We start from the raw sequence: 17,252 nt of genomic DNA on the forward strand, positions 1-17,252 counted from the left end.
CGAACAAGGCTATCGCCGCGTTTGCCGCTTAAGCCAATCCAGCACTTCAGGCGGCACATCCGCCGCGTCCTGTTCTTCTGCACCTGCCAACCGCTCCATGATCTCCGATGTTCGCCAGTCTGTGACCTTTCCATAGCTGTTCAGGCTGGTGGCGAGGTCTTCATGGCCCAGATTTTGGCTCCAGGCTTTGAGGGCTTCCGGGTCCAGTTTTTTGCGAAAGGCGAGCTGCATTAGCGCTTTTCGGACACTGTGCGGATTGGCATAGGGCAAGCCTGCCGCCTCGAAGCGCTCGCGGAAGATGCGGCGGATTCCGGCCGCGTCGCTCCAATAGTCACGGGTCAGGCCGATGGGCGCGAATACCCCCTCTTCATTCAGCCCGGTCTTGGTTTTCGGAAAGAGAGGGTCCGTGTCCGCAAATAACAACTCAGCGCGAAGGAAATGCACCCACTCAACAACAATCTCTTCCGCATCGCCGCCGACCGGGAAGAAATAGGTGGTCATTGTTTTGGCATTCTTGGTCTTCACTTGGCGCGCATCCTGGAACACCTCGCGGCGCTCGGGGCTCACCTTGCCCAGAGGCAGAGATGCAATCGCCGCGTCGCGCATGCCAGTCAAAAAAGTGAAGGCGATCACGGCGCGGTCACGTTTCTGGATCGCGGTTTCATGCGGCGCGGCGGCGATGACATGATGAATCTGCTCCACGCTCGGCACATTCTGTTTGCGTTTGGCGGTAGCGACCCTTCGGTCATTGGCGGTCACGTTGAAATACTCGCAATCTGAATGAGTGATGCGGCTTTTGTAGCCCTGCTGATCTGCCAGCCATTTGAAGAATGACTTCACCGCCATGAGCCGCGAACGAATTGTGGACTTGGCGAGCGGCTGGCCGGTACGCGCATTGACCGCCGCCTTCAGGTCTCGCTGGAACTTCTGTGGCTGTTCAATGTGAAACGCGGCGAAGTCCTTGCCATTCGTCGATTTCTCGAACGCGGAAATAACGGCGGCGACCTGATCGGCTGTAGCGGGCGTCACGCCCTTGGCAGTCTCCAGCCATTGCAGGTATTTGCGCTTTATACGGGCATTCTTCGCTTGTGCCTTTTTCATCTTTCAAACCTTCGTCTTGCAGTGATCATTCACGCAGGGCTGATTGGTCTCACCTAGGTGTTTGAAGCGATGCGTGCCTGACAGGCTGACAAGGGCAGATAGACGCGAAACCTGTTGCCAGCTGACGCGCTTGTGCATCACTGTCGTGCACGTCTCGCACAACATACGCACCATCGCCGTTTTACCACTTGCCCCGATCAATTCAGCTTCGGAAAGCGCGGCACGCTTCGGCGCGCGACATTTCATACAGTAGCACTGATCCAGATGGAGCTTGTGCTTCCGGGAGCGCCGCTTTCGAAGGAAAGCGGATAGCTCGTCACCCAGAATCAACATGGGTTTGCAATTATCGATCACTGGTAAGTCGCCCGACGCGATCCAGCGCCGCACAGTTACCTTCGCCACTCCCAACGCGCGCGCCGCCTCGTCTACTGAATAACTGCGATGAATACGGATTGCGCGCCAGTTCGGTCTACGCGCCATTTTCGATCAGCTCGCGTATGTCTTCCACACGCCAGACTGTGACACGAGCGCCCAGTTTGAGCGGCTTGGGAAAGCGCCCGTCTTTGACGCCTGCCCACCAGGTCGATTTGCTGACAGGAATTGGGCCGGCTGGGGCCAAGATTTGGTTGATACGCATGAACCCGGTGTCGGGTAGTGCAGTCTGGTTTGACATAGTTCGTCTCCGTCGTTTTGGAGACGAAAGCATCCGATTGAAGCCAGTACGAAAATAGGTGGGGAAGTTCTAAAAAGGTTTCCGTAGATTTCGGCGAAACCTCATGGCGTTAGTGCAAAAACCTCATAGAGGTTTCTATGACAACAACGACAACACCTTGTTAAAACGGAATTTCATCATCAAGGTCTTGATCGAAATTATCCGCCGCATCTGCCTTGGGCGCGCCCCCCTTGGTTGCCCAATTGGCGATTGTCGCCAGAGATTCGATTACAGATTCTTTTGGTTTCCCATCATCATCAGTCAAACCATACTCAGCAGCATGCAACCTCAACCACTTTGCAAGTCGCTGTTTAGCGGTTCCAGTCACCGATGCTTCCTCATCAAAGGATTCCCACGCTTCGACAGCAGCAGCTAGCTTAGGTGCATAGCGCGGATGATTCTCGTCCTTCAGGCCATGATGCTGTGGGTCGTCGGAAAAAAAGTAGCCGCTGGTAAACCCGCGAAACTTTAGCCAGCTTATTAGGCTCTCAACTTCCACAAACGAAGTTTCCAAATCGTACCGGGTTTCATCCATAGTTACATTGCCATGAAAATCCGTGTGCTCGGGGTGATTGAGCCATCCCTTGAGTGTCTCGTTCTTCAGTCCAGCCAAAATTCCGGCCCGCACAGCCCGATAACCGACCGGCATATCCGCTTCGTCACGACGATCGACATAATCAGCGACACCTTGAGGCTCGATACCTAGAACCAAGAGAACGGCTTCAACTACGCTTAATGTATCAGCCAGCCGCCACCACGGCGAAATGTTGTTTTCCAAATGTAAAATCCACTCGTCCGAAATGCTGGCGATCTATTTCATACGAGATTGGAAACGATTCCCCCTTGAGTGGCAATCGAAGGCTTATGAGGTCCATCTTCAGCACTCGCCGAAACCTCAGTGTCACCCATTCAGAATCTTTTGTATTTGACCTGCCCACCAATTCGCCATCCTCACACGCTCCTCCCAATAGAGCGCGCGGTGATAGGCCCGTCTCACCTGATCGGCTCCGACATGGGCAAGCTCGGCTTCGATGGCGTCCTTGTCCCATAGTCCGCATTCATTCAGCAGAGTGGAGGCGCTGGCTCGGAAGCCGTGAGACGTATGTTGATCCTTCTCGAAACCCATTCTCCGCAAAGCCTGATTGAGGGTGTTTTCACTGATTGGCTTGTCGCGGGCGATGGAAGACGGAAAGACACGATAGTTGCTTCCGGTTTCGCGCCGAAGATCCTGCAATATCTGGATAGCTATCGGCGCGAGGGGTTTGACGTGTTCACGGCGCATCTTCGTGCGGCTGGCTGGAATGGTCCAAATTGCCGCTTCTAGATCGAACTCTTCCCAAAGCGCCAGACGCAATTCACCGGGCCGAGTATACAGCAAGGCCATCAGCTTCAGCGCCGCGCGCGTAGAGGGTGCCCCGCCTTCATATTCCCAGACCGCCTGCACCACTTCTGCAAACTCGTCTCGGGTTGTCGCCGCCGCCATGTGTGTGACCTTCGGCGCGATCAGCGCGCCACGGAGCGCATAGGTCGGATCATTGTCTGCGCGAGCGGTGGAAACCGCGTATCGGCAAACCTGGCCAATGGTGGAGCGCAACCTTTTAGCGCTCTCGTAATTGCCCAGCGCCTCCACCTTGCGAAGCGTCGCAAGCACGGTCGCAGGCGTTAGCTGTGTGACTGGAAGGTCGCCAAAATCAGCAATCGCCTTGTCCAAGAGCCACTGCTTCTTCTTGAGGGTGGTATCGGCCTTCCCTTCCTTTCGCAGCTTTTCCATCAATTCGGCGGCAATGTTTGCGAAAGTGTGTTCGTTCAACGCAGCGGCTTCTTCCTTCTTGGCCTTGGCGGTCTCGGCTGGGTCCAGCCCGTCAGCCAGCAACGTCTTTGCATCGTTTCGCCGTTCTCGGGCTCGCGCCAAACTCGTATCTGGATAGACCCCGAACGCCAGCACCTTTTCCTTGCCATCGTACCGATATTTGAGCCGCCAAAGCCTGGATCCATTCGGAGTCACAAGCACATACAGGCCACCGCTATCCGATACCTTGTATTGCTTGGCTTTCGGTTTGAGTTGGCGAATCTGTGTATCTGTCAGGGGCATGGCAATTTTGGGGGTATCGATAACGCAGGATTGAGGCTGAAAATGCCACTATACCCCCTATTCTACCCCCAACAAAGCCGGATGCGAGCGCATACCCCCGCACGGCATTGGACAAAGAAATCGCCTGTTTGTCGAAAATATCTATATTTTTCAGGGGTTTTTGGAGTTTCTCAGACTGTTTCGGAGAAGCCAATGGTGCCCAGAAGAGGACTCGAACCTCCACTCCCTTGCGAGAACTACGACCTGAACGTAGCGCGTCTACCAATTCCGCCATCTGGGCACGGGGTAGGAAGGCGCCGATGTATAGGCTGATCCGCGAGCCGTCAACGGTAAAACTGTCGTATTTGAACGCGCAACTGCGCCTTGGCGCGCCCGGTCAACGGGATAGGAAAATCCAGGAAAAGCGGCGCTAGGCGCAGCCCTTTTGCCAGCGCCCCGACAGCGTGGCCTGACGCGCTAAATCGCTTGCCTGAAAATGCGCTAGTGCGCTGTATACTATGGGAACATTGTCTGGAGCGGGTAGACGGAATCGAACCGACATACACAGCTTGGAAGGCTGGTGCATTACCATTATGCTATACCCGCCCAGTCAGGGCCTCGCGAAGACACCTTACACCATCTGGTGCGGGTGGTGGAGGGGACAGGATTCGAACCTGTGTACGCTATGCGGGCAGATTTACAGTCTGCTGCCTTTAACCACTCGGCCACCCCTCCACGGGACCCGCGACCACACGCCGTTTGACGCCGTCGCAGCAGCGCTTCACATAGGCGCCGAAGCACCGCCGATCCACACCGGAAGCGGCCTTATAAGGAAACCCGAAATGGCGCGCAACCATTCTAAACCGCGAAAAGCACACGCTGGCGCAGATAATCCACGCCGCGGCACTGCCCGACCGCCGCGTCGCGCCGGCGCCGGGCGCGATGGCAGCGGCGCAGATGGCGGTCCGCTCTGGATCTGGGGCACGCATGCGGTGGTCGCTGCCCTGGCCAATCCCGCGCGCAAATGTCACGAATTGCTGGCCACCGAAAACGCCGCCCAGCGCCTGCCTGCCACCGGGCCCATTGCGCCAGTTCTGGTGACGGCGCGCGACATTGATGCCCGCCTGCCCGAGGGCGCGGTCCATCAGGGCATCGCCGTGAAAGTCGATCCGCTGGAAGCGGGCGCCCTTGAAGACCTGATCGATGCCGGGATCAGCCATATTGCCGTGCTGGATCAGGTATCCGACCCTCACAATCTGGGCGCAGTCTATCGCTCGGCGGCCGCCTTTGGCTTTGGCGGGCTGGTCTTGCAAACGCGCAATGCACCGAATGTGACCGGTGTCGCGGCAAAGGCCGCTGTGGGGGCGATCGAAACCGTTCGCGAGGCGCGCGTTGTGAACATTGCCCGCGCACTGGAGCAGCTGGGAGAGGCCGGATACCATACGGTGGGCCTTGCTGGCGAAGGCAAACGCCTGATCGCGGATGCGGTCGAAGGGGCACAGAAACTCGCCATCGTGCTGGGTGCCGAAGGCCCGGGCATTCGACCCGCCGTGGCCAAGGCCTGCGCCGAACTCGCACGCATCCCGATAGCCCCTGAAATGGAGAGCCTGAACGTCTCCAACGCAGCCGCGGTCGCCTTTTATGAAAGCAGCCGTAAACGTTTCCCCCTGTCATAAAGCTCTGCTAGGGATTAACCACGCTGTGGGGAAAACTGACGGAGCGCGAACCGCCATGCTGAGACTGCTGTCCATTATCCTTCTGCTCTGCGGCCTCGTGGCTGCGGGCTATGCCGGGTCTGTCCTGATGGACACCTATGCGCCACGCGACGAGATGGTCGAAGCCGCCACACCTCAGGAGATGGCGACCGAGGAAGCTTTTGAAGAGGCATATGCAGAGACGGCCATGCCGCCCGCCCTGGAAGAGGAAATGGCTGAGTTGGAGCCCCTGCAGAGCGAAGAGATGATGATGGAGGCGCCGGACAGCGCGCCCGCAGCCGGCCCGGCCCGCAGCCTCGGCTCTAGCCTGCCGGGCGATGTGTTCCCGGAATCTGCCGGCTCCTCGCCGGGCTTTGACGCGCCCCCCATGACCAGCCGGTCGGCGAATGTGATGCCTCAAGCCAATGAATCCTTTGTCGAGACGCTTAAAAGCGTGCCGGTAGCGCACGAGACACCAAGTTCCGCCGAATACAAGCGCGCTTTCGATGTGACGCTGGCCATCGACTCCACCGGCGACGGCACAGCGGCAGACGCCCTGCCCGGCCGCGGTAATGTGATTGAAGGCGAAGCGCTGGTGTCCGATCGTGTTGAAGCGCGTCTCAGTGGCGCGAATTTCGAGATCGTGTCCATGTCGCCGGAAGTTCAGGCATTGTCCCCGCTGACCGAGAATGTCTGGCGCTGGTCGGTGCTGCCATTGACGGCCGGCAGCCATGATCTCGTCTTTGAGATCTATGCGATTGATGAGGACGCGGTCGTGCCGCTGCGCACTTTCCGGGACACGGTGACCGTACAGGTCTCGGGGATCAATCGCGCCATCGCCTTTGCTGACCAGGCTAATCCCCTGTTTGTGTTGCTTGGCGGGCTTGGCTCGGCGATTGCGGGACTGATCGGCGTCGTCCGCTTTTTCGGGCGCAGATAGGCCTCCGGCGAGGCGATCCGCAGATTTATTTCAAGTCGCGGTCAGCAGGGCTTTGACTTTACGTCAATTTCCGTCTTTTTGGCGGCATGACAACGACAACATCCCCTACGACCCTCGAGACCGCCCAATCCTTCCTGCGTGCACAGGCCGCCCGGATTGAGATCGATCCGCTGACCAATTCGGTCTTCGCGCTGGCGCAGACCTTGTTCCGCGACCTTGAAACCGGAAAGGCCAAGTTGGCCGATCTGTCGAAGCTGGCCGATGAGGTGCATCTGGACCTGATTGAGGAGCGCGCTGACCGTTTTCGCAACCAACATGCTGGCGGCAAGGCGAAGAATGCCTGGGCGAGCCTCACCGAAGAATTGGAAACACTGGCCGCTCAAGGATTTGACGCCTTCAAGGCACGCGTCGAACAGGCAACCGGCGGCATCGTGTTTACCGGTCACCCGACCTTTGCCCTGTCGAAGGATCTGCGCACGGCGCTGGCCGACCATGTGGTGAGCGCGACAAAGACCAGCCGCAACATGCTGATGCGCCAGATCCGTGCCGACTCCCGTGCGTGGAACCAGCAGATCAGCCTTCAGGGCGAACATGATGAGGTGCAGGGCGCGATTGCTCACGCGGCAAATGCACAACTGGCCTACGCAACCGTGCTGATTTCGGTTGCCCGCAAGGCCTTCCCGAATGAGTGGCGGTCGCTGAAAATCTTCGTACCGACGCTCGCCTGTTGGGTCGGATATGACCTTGATGGCCGCGCCGATATCCACTGGTCCCAATCGCTTACCTTCCGCCTGACGGAAAAGGCGGTCCAGCTTGATCGCTATGCAGCGCAGCTGGAATCGATCAGCGGCAGCCAGAAGATCGGCCCCATTGCCAAGCTGACCCAGCGCCTGAAGACCGCATCGGAAGACACCGCACGCCATGCGGCCTTATTCGCGGCGGATCTGACCGATCCGGACAATCTGGTGCCGGCGGCAAATGCGCTGACCGAGCATTCCAAGCGAAACGTGCTGGACGCGTCTGAAATCCTCGACGTGCTGGACAGCGTCATTCCCGAAGCCGAAGACAGCCTTGCTGCAGACCTGATGGCGGTCAGGGCGCAGGTCGAAGCGCTGCAATTGGGCACGGCGCGCATTCACTTGCGGGTGAACGCAGCGCAGGTGCGCACGGTGATCAACCGCGATCTGGGCCTGCAGACTGAAGACCGGGAACTTGGTCGTCTTGCCCTGGCTGAACTGGCGCAAAAGGCCCGCAAGTCCAAACCGGTTCAGGTGAACTTTGCCGACCTGTTCCTGGAACAATCCACGGCGCGACGTCAGTTCATGATGTGCGCACAGATCCTGAAACATATCGATTCCGGCTCGGTCATCCGCTTCCTGATCGCCGAGAGTGAGAATCCGGCCACCGTGATGGGCGCGCTGTACCTTGCGCGGCAATATGGTGTCGATGACAAGCTCGATATCTCTCCGCTATTCGAAACGCCGGAAGCGCTGGAGACCGGCGGCCGCTTCATCGAGCGCTTGCTGGAAGAGCCGGAATTCCTCGCCTATGTGCAACAGCGCGGCTATCTTTCGATCCAGTTGGGTTTCTCCGATGCCGGACGGTTCATCGGACAAGTCGCCGCCGACATGGCCATCGAGCGCATCCACAACCTGATCGCCCGGGCGCTGGCCGCCAAGGGCGTAAATGTCGACCTCCTGATTTTCAACACGCATGGCGAAAGCATGGGCCGCGGCGCATGGCCGGGTACGTTCGAGCAGCGCTTTGATCATCTGCTGACACCATGGACCCGTGGCGGTGCCCGCGCACGGGGCCTGCAGCTCCGTCATGAGGTCAGTTTTCAGGGCGGTGATGGCTTCCTTCACTTCGCCAACCCGGCGCTGGCCGAACCGACGATGGCCGCCTGGTGCAGCCACACGCTGTCTGACCCGGCCGACCGCACCAAGGATCCATTCTATGCGCGCACGGACCTTGTCTGGGACTTCTACCGGTCGCTGCGAGCCTGGCAGGAACGCCTGTTCGACAATGCAGACTATGGTCGATTGCTGGGCGCCTTTTCCAGCGGCTTGACGGTAAAGGCGGGCTCGCGACCGAAACGCCGCGCCGCTGGACCAGTCGGCCCGCGCTCCCTGCGGGCGATCTCTCACAATGCGACGCTGCAACAGCTCAGCATGCCAGTGAATGTGGCCGCTGGCATCGGCTCATCCCTGCAGCGCGAAATGGAGCGGCTGGTAGACCTGATTGATGACAGCCCACGCATGAAGGGCCTGATCCTGCTGGCGACCCGCGCGCGGCTTTTGACCAGCCTGCCCGCGCTACGCGCCTATGCCCGCGTTTATGATCCGGGCGTCTGGGTGGCACACTCGAAACTGGCCGACCCTGACAAGGCGAATGCCTATCGCGGAGTTTATTACGCGCTGCGCAACAATGAGACGTCCGTTTCGATGAACCAGATCGCGAACTATTTGTCCGTGGACCTTGGAAAGTTTGACCGTCTTCTGGCCCAACTCAAGACCTCTCCCTCACTGGAAGAACGCCATGAGGGCAGATTGGACCTGCACGTCCTGCATGCCGTGCGCCAAGCGCTTATCATGAAAGCCTTCTCCATTGTCGGCGGCCTGCCCCGCCTGTCGGAGCGTCATGATGCCAGCAGCCGCGACCTGGTCGAAATGGTTGCGGAATTGCGGATCAAGGAAGCGGTGGAATTGCTGCGTGAGATCTTCCCGCACTCCCGCGATCAGGATACGCCGCTGAAAGCCCTGACCGAGGCCGGAAATGATACCAAGAGCCAAGCTGGCTACGGGTATGATCGCATTCACAAGGATATCATTGCGCCGCTGGATGACATCGACCGGATTCTGCACGGGATCAGCCTGTCGGTGACGCATGCCTATGGTGCGTTCGGCTAGGGGTACATTACCGCCTGCGATAGGACTGCACTTCCATGCAGACCAGGCATTTCTTGGCTGTGCTATGACGAATTCGCAAATAGAGCAGATTATGCTCGCGATCTATCTGTACACGGAATTGTGACAGAAAGTCCATACCAAGGATCATGACCGGTTCGTCAGCCATGCCCAGATGTTCGAACAGGGCGGGGTCTGATACGATCATGTTGAACCCCGTCATGTCGACGTCATCCAGTTCAAAACGGGAAACGTGGGCAACGTGCATATTGTAGTCGTCGCCGGTTATCCCAAGCAGGCGCTTGGTTTCATCCTCATTGACTTTGGTACCGGCATGGCTTGCAAATTTCGAATTCATGTAAGTAATGGTCGAACCTGTATCTATGAGGGCGAGCCCCCGCCGGCCATTGATCGTAACCTGCACGAAATAGAGCCCGTTGCGAACAACGAGGGGCCGTTTGCAGAGGACTTCTCGCATTCGCCCGGCCGGGCGCCGATCATAGGCCGTCACATGTCCCTGGTCGAAATCGAAATCCACGACATTGCCCGTCAGCGCACTGATGGGCAGTACATTGCGCACGCCGCTGACGGCGATCTTGCTATCAAGGGCTGCAGGCACCTGGCTCAGGGCAATCGAGCCTGTCCTTAGACTTGGCAAATCGATCAAGGGGAACGTTTCCTTGCCGCCAAGGCCAAGTATCTCGACAAATTGCTCCTGTCCCTCGATCACCCCGACATTGGCCGAGCGCGCTGTGGCCCCGCCAATCATCGGCAAAGTGGCGGCCGTATCGATAAGCGCCGTAGCGGTTGACCCGTTTTCAAATGAGATCTCGGCCATTAACCGGTCTTGGGAATCCATCTCGAACGGGATGATTTGCTGATCATTGGTATTCGACCAGGCTGGCGGGCCAAGAAACAACAAGAGGCCGAGCAACACGCTGAGCAAAACAGCGTGCTGAACGAGACGAGGCTCGTCGGTCCGGGTTGTTGGCAATCCTCCCATGGATGCATCCTTTTCCCGCATTATGCCACAAGCGGGCGTGCGGACAAAATGCAGGGAAGAATGGCCGTGGGCGCTACAGGTCTCGCCAGTCGGCTTGCAGGCCCAATTCGGAAAAGACCTCGTTCCAGTACTCCTTCAACGCGCCGCGTTGCATGTCGGTATAGCGTCCGCGCGGAATCAAGCGAATCTCCAGGTCTACGCCGGATAGGGACCGCCCATAGCGGCGCTCGACCGCCTCAGCCACATCACGCGCGCGCGGCATGTTGGCGGGAAGCGTGCCTCCGCCGCCATAGGCTGAGAACAGATCGGAATTCTGGAGCATATCGGACACGATGACGATCCGGCGGGCGGGCGCGTCGGGTGAGAAGTTTTCCGTCTGGCCGAGCCGTGCCATTGCTTCGAGGATCGGGCTGGAGGGGGCTTCCTTTGGTACGACGAGATCATCGATCACCGCATCCATCGGTGTTTCGAAAAGGGTCGCGTAGCGCTCCTCGATCATCCGGGGATTACGGAAGAGCGGGTTCACCTGCCCGCCCCGGCCCGGATTGCACAGCGAGAATTCGCCGCGCGGATCGAACTGGCCTTCGGCGTCAAGTTCGAACATGGACAGGCGCTCGCCCACCTCGAGCCGGTCGCGCGAGCGGCGGATCAGGTCGGCAATGAGATCGGCCTGGCTTTCGTCATACTCATCCGTCTTGTCGAGAATAATGGCGGTGTGCGGCGGCAACTCGTCGCTCAGCAGACAGAGCGTTTGCTCGTCATAGGGGACGGGCTTGAGGAACTGGAACGCCGCCACGCCGCCGGCGATCAGCAGGGCGATTATCGCGAAATTGATATAGGCCATCCGGCGCTGGCGTTGTCTGCGCCTGCGGCTCATGCGTCATTCTCCGCGCGCGGCATGATTTTTGGTTTCTTGCCGGAAATATGCTCGACAACCTCTTCCGGCACGTCGAATTCATCACGCATGATGTCAGGGTCTGTCTCAAGCAGGCGACGGAAGGGCGACACCCGCGCATCCATCGCTCTTCGGAGCCCCACCTTCTGCTTCGGGCTGAGCTTGCCAAAATCCTTCTCGGCATCCTCGAGCGCGTCTTCATAGCTGTCATAGTAGTCGTCCAGCGCATCCTGAAGGTCTCTGCGAGAGCGCTCGATGCCACGGGCAGCGTCGCTGAAACCGGGGAAGGATGCATCCGCCTTGCGCCCCTCAAAGGCAGCGATGGCCGATATGGCAAGGCCAAGGGCAAACAGGACCATCGCATCCAGGGAATGCAAAGCAAACGGCCGACACATGGCATTCGTCGCGGCGCTGCCAATGGACTCGCCCATGGGCGATTGCAGGATGGATTGGCAAATATCTGAATCGATCAAGAATCGGGGAATTGTGGACGTATGCTCATTGAATGCCTCGAGAGCGCCAGGCGTATCTCCCAGCGTCGCCTTGAGATCGAGCAGATTGCGATAATGCGCTGCCGACAAATTCACCAACAGGACAATGATGATCCCCATGATCACGGCAACGATGCCAAATGCCTTGGTCACATTCCGACTGTCAAAGCCTAGCAAGGACTTGTTTGGATCCAGTCCGATCGAGGCATGGCGCAGGCCCCAGAAACCGATGATGAAATAGCTGGTGGCGACATTGGCGAGCGAGACCGCCGCAGCCTGGAAGATGCCACCGGAGATACCGAACTCGCTCTGCTGCGCAAAGAAGTACGCATTGGCCGCGCTTTCAAACAGGATGAGCAATGCGATAACCGACAAGTTCAAAATGCGGACCTGCGGATGGTCGGAGACATAATGAATGCCCCGCCCTGTCGATTTGCCGAATTTCATTTTGGATTCGGGCGTCGTGCCATTGCGACCGCCGCCAAGCTGGCGAAACCGATAGAAGCTGATTGCGGCGCGCGCGGCATAGTCGGCCTGCAATACCACTTCGTCGTATTCGGGTGACGGGCGGTTCGCGAAATAGGCGATGTCATCCTGTGACAGGTCGTTCGCGTCGTCGGCCATGCAGATCTCCCCGTTTGTTCCCGATTACCCGATAGTTAATGAAATACAAACTGGACCGTTCCGAACAGCCCCAAAAACAGTTGACCTGCATAACCCGACGTCACGGCTGGATTTACGCTTACGTGCGCGTAAACTTGGGAAAATAATAAACCCAAGGGAGAGACCAGATGGCTGAGGCCTATATTATTGACGCCGTGCGCACGCCGCGAGGCATTGGCAAGGTTGGAAAAGGGTCGCTCGCGCACCTGCATCCGCAGCATCTGGGCGCAACCGTGCTGAGCGCGATCCGCGACCGCAACAATCTTGATACGGCCACCGTAGATGATGTCATCTGGGGCACATCCAGCCAGCGCGGCGCGCAAGGCGCCGATATGGGTCGTATGGCGGCCCTCGATGCCGGCTTCGACGTGAAAGCCTCCGGCGTAACGCTGGACCGCTTCTGCGGCTCTGGCATTACCACCGTTTCCCTCGCTGCTGCGCAGATCATGTCCGGTATGGAAGACTGCGTTATCGCGGGCGGCTGTGAGATGATGAGCTACACCGCATCGACGGCAGATCCAAAAAATCCACCAATGATGGACGCCGGCAACCTTCACTTGCGCGAGATGCACCCGCAGTCACAGCAAGGCGTCTGCGCAGATGCGATCGCCACGTTGGAAGGCATCGACCGCGAAGCCGTTGACCAGCTGGCCGTGACCTCCCAGCAGCGCGCCAAACGCGCCATGGATGAAGGCCGTTTCGACAAGTCCCTGATCCCTGTCTACAATCGCGACGGCACACTGGCGCTCGACAAGGACGAGTTCCCGCGCCCCAGCACGACGATGGAAAGCCTCTCCGGCCTGAAAACCGTCTTCAACATGTTCATGGAAATCCCGGTCGATGACCAGGGAAACACCTATGGCGCGATGGTCACCAAGAAATACCCACAACTCGAAGGCAAGATGAACCATGTCCATCATGCCGGTAACTCTTCCGGTGTTGTGGACGGCGCAGCCGCAATCCTCGTCACTTCGAAAGAATATGCCGACAAGAACGGCCTGAAGCCACGTGCCCGCATCGTAGCCACGGCAAACATGGGCGACGATCCAACCCTGATGCTGAACGCGCCGGTTCCGGCAGCCAAGAAAGTGCTGGAAAAAGCCGGCCTGACCACAGACGATATCGACGTTTACGAAATCAACGAAGCCTTCTCGGTCGTGGCCGAAAAGTTCATCCGCGATCTCAAGCTGGACCGGGAAAAAGTGAACATCAATGGCGGCGCTATGGCGCTCGGCCACCCGATTGGTGCCACTGGCTCCATCCTGATCGGCACCGCGCTGGACGAGCTCGAACGTTCTGGCGGTCGCTATGGCCTGGTCACCATGTGCGCGGCTGGCGGCATGGCTCCGGCAATCATCATTGAACGGATTTAAACTTCCTCCCAGAAACTTACTCACAATCTGTTCAATCCTCTCCCGGTCCAGGCTTGCCTGGGCCGGGCTTTTTTTCGCGCTTCCACCGATATGCAATTGGTCGGGAACGCTCCCCTCCTCAAGGCGTTGCTTATGAAGAAGCAACCCCATCAGGAGACTCATGCCTTATACAATCCAAGCTGAAACCAATCACCTCACCACCATCGATGCGCAAGGCGAACTGAACCCCGACACCATGCCGGAAGCTGTTGATGAAATCATGGAGCAGACTGACGCGGAGGATCCCGGCAGCCTGCTGGTGCGATTGCAGCATATGGATCTGGGCACGCTCCACAATGTCGCCAGCGACTGGTCACGCAAGGCTGAGTTCTTTGCCCTACAGAAACGCTTTGGCAAGGTCGCTGTTCTCACCGACCAGGCATGGGTACGCCAGTCGGCGAAGATGCAGGCGGTGGCCCTGCCCGACACCGAGTTGAAAGTCTATGAGCTTGCCGATGAAGCCGACGCACGTGTCTGGCTGGAACAGGCAAAGGCCGAAACCGAAATGGCCTAGGTTCAAACCTGACCGGACTGGATCGTCTCGCCGTCTTCCTTTGTGAAGCTGGCAGGCGGGTTGTCCAACAGATCGAATACTTTCTCAGAGGGACGGCACAGCGCCGTCCCTTTTTTGGTAACAACAATTGGTCGGTTCACGAGAATGGGATGTTTCAGCATGGCTTCGAAAAGTATGGAATCATCCACCGTCGGATCCGTCAGACCAAGCTCCTCGGCCGGGCTCTTGGACGTGCGCAAAGCTTCACGCGGTGTCAGGCCCGCTGCGGCCAGCAAACCCGCCAGCAATTCCCGCGTCCAACCGCGCTGAAGGTATTGGACGACATCCGGCTCAACGCCGCTTTGGCGGATAATTTCAAGCACGTTGCGAGACGTGCCGCAGTCTGCATTGTGATAGATCGTAATGCTCATGATGAACTCGCTATTCGGGCGGTTGGTCGCTGCTTCTTTAGACTATGCTGACAAAGTGTGACAACATTTCAAAGAGAGCAGATCACGATCACAGGCCGTTTACCGTTCGGCCGGATGTGACCACTTGGCGGGATGTGGGATTCAGGTTTCTTCAGATGGCCCATCTGACGTCCCCGATCCCGGCGAGGCGGGCAAATCGGGTAAGCTCGGCGTTCAGTTTATCGTGGCGAGCCGGGGTCCATTTGACGTTCGGCTCGGGCCAAAAGCCGGTCACGCTCATCCACCCCTTCGCACGATCTGCCTTGATTTCGATACGCCCCGTGAAACGGTCCCCTTCGAGAAGCGGGTAGACATAGTACCCCCAGCGCCGCTTGGCGGCGGGAACAAACATTTCATTGCGATAATCAAATCCAAAGAGCCGTTCGAGGCGGTTTCGATCTCGCACCGCCGGATCAAATGGATTGAGGATACGCAGGCGGCTTGTCGGCGCCGGAGCCGTCGCCAAGCGGGTTTCGATGTCGGGAGTTGCATAGGCTAGAACCGTTCGCCGGTTCGAGCACTCGATCTCGACCGGAACCAGATGCTTGGCGCTCATCACCCATGACTTTGCCTCTGCCGAACTCATCGCTTCCCAGAAGCGCTGGATTTCGCCGGTTGTGCCAAAGCTGAGCCGATCGATCGCGTTCTGGCAGAGCCAGTCTATCTGCTCGTGATCCGGCGGCCCATCGCGAAGATGGGCAGGAAAAACACGATCTGGAAGATTGTAGTATTTGACGAAATTCTGTCGGTAACAGGTGGCGAGGTCTCCCGCATACCACATCTGGTCGAGTGCTCTCTTGTGCGGTGGCCGGGCCCACATTTCGCGACTGGTGGCCTTGGTGTCGAAGGCGTGCGTCGACAAAGCGCCTTCAGCTTCGATCCGGGCGCGGATCTGGGCAATCTGTTCTTGCGCAAGGCCGGACTGGAACCATTCATGCCGGGCCACTTTGGCACCGAGGCGACGAAATTGCCGCTGCCAGTATGGCAGATACGCCATGGGAATGAGCGAGGCATCATGGGTGAAATGTTCAAAGATCTGACGATCTCTACCCAAAAGCGGCCAAAGCATCTCTTCGCGATAGTTCTGGTTTCGGCTCCACAGAATGTGGTGATGGGCACGGGTCACATTGCGAATTGTATCAATCTGCACGAAGCCAAGGGCGTGGAGCATGCCCATCACATCGAGCTTTCCGGTCGGCGTTTCGGCGAGCCCATTGGTCCATAACCAAAGCCGGCGAGCCTCTCGGTTGGAAATGCGAAGCGGCGTCATGTTGCTCATGCGATGGAGCGATCAGTCTCGCGTGAATTCTTGCAGGCTGACGAGGTATGGCGTGAGGTCCAACCCCTGAGAGGCGATCCAGGCATCATCATAATAGGTGTCAAGATAGCGCTCGCCCCCATCGCAAATGAGGGTCGCGACGCTGCCCGCTTGTCCGGCGGCGCGCATTTCGCGCAACAAGGTTAGTGCTGCCCATACATTGGTGCCGGTCGATCCGCCACAGCGCCGGCCAAGAATATCCTGCAGCCAGTGGATCGTGGCGATGGATGCTGCATCCGGCACGCGCATCATCCGGTCTATCACGTCTGGCTGGAATGAAGCTTCCACGCGCGGGCGACCAATACCTTCAATACGAGACTTCGTCCCGATACGGATATCCGGGTCGCCCGTTTCATAATGATCATAAAAGACCGAGTTTTCCGGGTCCGCGACGCAGAGCGACGTCTTCGCGGCGATGTCACAGCGATAGCGGATAAACCGGCCGATCGTGGCCGATGTGCCGCCCGTACCAGCGCTCATCACCACCCAGTCCGGCAGGGCATGGGCCTCCATCGACAATTGCGAGAACAGGCTTTCGGCAATGTTGTTGTTGCCGCGCCAGTCAGTAACCCGCTCGGCATACGTGAACTGGTCCATATAGTGGCCGCCAAGTTCAGTCGTGATGCGCTGCGCCTCGGCATAGATGTCCGCAGGCGGCACGGCGCGGGTCTCGCCGCCATAGAAGGCGATCTGGTCGATCTTGCTGCGCGAGACGCCTTCTTGAACCACCGCGATGAAACGCAGGCCCAGCAAGCGCGCAAAATAGGCCTCCGAGACGGCGGTAGAGCCGGACGAGCTTTCCACGATAACCGTGTCTGGCCCGATCCATCCATTGCAGAGGGCGAACAGGTAGAGCGAGCGCGCAAGCCTGTGTTTCAGACTGCCGGTCGGATGCGTGGACTCATCCTTCAGATAGAGCGTCTGTTCCGGAAATCCGGGCAGATCCACCTTGATCAAATGAGTGTCAGCCGAGCGATTGAAATCCGCATTGATGCGCTGCACCGCCTCGCGTACCCAGCGCCGCCTGTCCCAATCAAGATGTGAAATATCCAAATCTGCCCCCTGCTCCAGCCGCCTTCGCCG

The 17,252-nt window shown here is 58.4% G+C and carries 16 protein-coding genes and 3 tRNA genes; 5 read left to right on the forward strand and 14 right to left on the reverse strand.

All coding sequences use genetic code 11. From position 1 onward, the window contains the following. Positions 1-9: 9 nt before the first annotated feature. From B3527_RS09570 to B3527_RS09605, 8 genes are all read right to left on the reverse strand, one after another. Positions 10-1,101, reverse strand: coding sequence for a tyrosine-type recombinase/integrase (locus B3527_RS09570; RefSeq protein ID WP_290479724.1), 1,092 nt, complete (start codon positions 1,099-1,101; stop codon positions 10-12). Between the two features lie 3 nt (positions 1,102-1,104). Next, complete coding sequence (locus B3527_RS09575) at positions 1,105-1,581, reverse strand: helix-turn-helix domain-containing protein (protein ID WP_290479725.1); 477 nt, start codon at positions 1,579-1,581, stop codon at positions 1,105-1,107. Continuing rightward, a complete protein-coding gene (locus B3527_RS09580; protein WP_290479726.1) occupies positions 1,571-1,774 on the reverse strand; it encodes a helix-turn-helix transcriptional regulator in 204 nt (67 codons plus the stop codon). The genes B3527_RS09575 and B3527_RS09580 overlap by 11 nt, the downstream gene beginning before the upstream one ends. 160 nt (positions 1,775-1,934) lie before the next feature. After that, positions 1,935-2,591 (reverse strand): hypothetical protein, encoded by a 657-nt coding sequence (locus tag B3527_RS09585; protein WP_290479727.1) that lies wholly within the window; start codon positions 2,589-2,591, stop codon positions 1,935-1,937. A gap of 123 nt (positions 2,592-2,714) precedes the next feature. Further along, positions 2,715-3,905, reverse strand: a complete 1,191-nt coding sequence (locus tag B3527_RS09590; RefSeq protein ID WP_290479728.1) for a tyrosine-type recombinase/integrase — start codon at positions 3,903-3,905, stop codon at positions 2,715-2,717. Between the two features lie 193 nt (positions 3,906-4,098). Beyond that, a tRNA-Leu gene (locus tag B3527_RS09595) sits at positions 4,099-4,185 on the reverse strand. Between the two features lie 231 nt (positions 4,186-4,416). Next, positions 4,417-4,490, reverse strand: a tRNA-Gly gene (locus B3527_RS09600). A gap of 44 nt (positions 4,491-4,534) precedes the next feature. After that, positions 4,535-4,619 (reverse strand) — tRNA-Tyr (locus B3527_RS09605). Positions 4,620-4,726: 107 nt separating this feature from the next. On the opposite strand from B3527_RS09605, the gene B3527_RS09610 reads away from it, so the two are divergent. From B3527_RS09610 to B3527_RS09620, 3 genes are all read left to right on the forward strand, one after another. Continuing rightward, a complete protein-coding gene (locus B3527_RS09610; protein ID WP_290479729.1) occupies positions 4,727-5,560 on the forward strand; it encodes a TrmH family RNA methyltransferase in 834 nt (277 codons plus the stop codon). Between the two features lie 55 nt (positions 5,561-5,615). Then, positions 5,616-6,518: a hypothetical protein gene (locus tag B3527_RS09615; protein WP_290479730.1), complete on the forward strand. Its 903-nt coding sequence runs from the start codon at positions 5,616-5,618 to the stop codon at positions 6,516-6,518. 86 nt (positions 6,519-6,604) lie between these two features. Next, positions 6,605-9,427, forward strand: a complete 2,823-nt coding sequence (locus B3527_RS09620; protein WP_290479731.1) for a phosphoenolpyruvate carboxylase — start codon at positions 6,605-6,607, stop codon at positions 9,425-9,427. 7 nt (positions 9,428-9,434) lie between these two features. Here the strand turns inward: B3527_RS09620 and B3527_RS09625 are convergent, their stop codons facing one another. The 3 genes from B3527_RS09625 to B3527_RS09635 all read right to left on the reverse strand — a co-directional run bounded on the left by B3527_RS09625 (position 9,435) and on the right by B3527_RS09635 (position 12,437). Continuing rightward, positions 9,435-10,427 carry an aspartyl protease family protein gene (locus tag B3527_RS09625; RefSeq protein ID WP_290479732.1) on the reverse strand — a complete coding sequence of 331 codons (993 nt, stop codon included), beginning with the start codon at positions 10,425-10,427 and terminating at the stop codon, positions 9,435-9,437. Between the two features lie 73 nt (positions 10,428-10,500). After that, complete coding sequence (locus B3527_RS09630) at positions 10,501-11,304, reverse strand: hypothetical protein (protein ID WP_206991052.1); 804 nt, start codon at positions 11,302-11,304, stop codon at positions 10,501-10,503. Beyond that, positions 11,301-12,437, reverse strand: coding sequence for a hypothetical protein (locus B3527_RS09635; protein ID WP_290479733.1), 1,137 nt, complete (start codon positions 12,435-12,437; stop codon positions 11,301-11,303). The genes B3527_RS09630 and B3527_RS09635 overlap by 4 nt, the downstream gene beginning before the upstream one ends. A 167-nt stretch (positions 12,438-12,604) precedes the next feature. Between B3527_RS09635 and B3527_RS09640 the strand changes: the two genes are divergently transcribed. Both B3527_RS09640 and B3527_RS09645 read left to right on the forward strand, forming a co-directional pair. Continuing rightward, positions 12,605-13,849, forward strand: a complete 1,245-nt coding sequence (locus B3527_RS09640; protein ID WP_206991054.1) for an acetyl-CoA C-acetyltransferase — start codon at positions 12,605-12,607, stop codon at positions 13,847-13,849. A gap of 160 nt (positions 13,850-14,009) precedes the next feature. Beyond that, the gene (locus B3527_RS09645; protein WP_034811103.1) at positions 14,010-14,402 is read left to right on the forward strand and encodes an STAS/SEC14 domain-containing protein; all 393 of its coding nucleotides are present in this window, start codon (positions 14,010-14,012) and stop codon (positions 14,400-14,402) included. Positions 14,403-14,404: 2 nt separating this feature from the next. Here B3527_RS09645 and arsC read toward each other — a convergent pair whose 3' ends face one another. The 3 genes from arsC to B3527_RS09660 all read right to left on the reverse strand — a co-directional run bounded on the left by arsC (position 14,405) and on the right by B3527_RS09660 (position 17,222). Beyond that, entirely contained in the window at positions 14,405-14,812 is a 408-nt protein-coding gene (gene arsC / locus B3527_RS09650; protein ID WP_349677858.1) for an arsenate reductase (glutaredoxin), read from the reverse strand. A gap of 151 nt (positions 14,813-14,963) precedes the next feature. Beyond that, on the reverse strand, positions 14,964-16,130 hold the full coding sequence (locus B3527_RS09655) for a winged helix-turn-helix domain-containing protein (protein WP_290479734.1): 1,167 nt from the start codon (positions 16,128-16,130) through the stop codon (positions 14,964-14,966). A 12-nt stretch (positions 16,131-16,142) separates the two neighbouring features. Then, positions 16,143-17,222 (reverse strand): PLP-dependent cysteine synthase family protein, encoded by a 1,080-nt coding sequence (locus B3527_RS09660; RefSeq protein ID WP_290479735.1) that lies wholly within the window; start codon positions 17,220-17,222, stop codon positions 16,143-16,145. Positions 17,223-17,252 lie beyond the last annotated feature (30 nt).

The sequence above is a fragment of the Hyphomonas sp. UBA4505 genome (assembly GCF_002388685.1).
GTDB lineage: Bacteria > Pseudomonadota > Alphaproteobacteria > Caulobacterales > Hyphomonadaceae > Hyphomonas.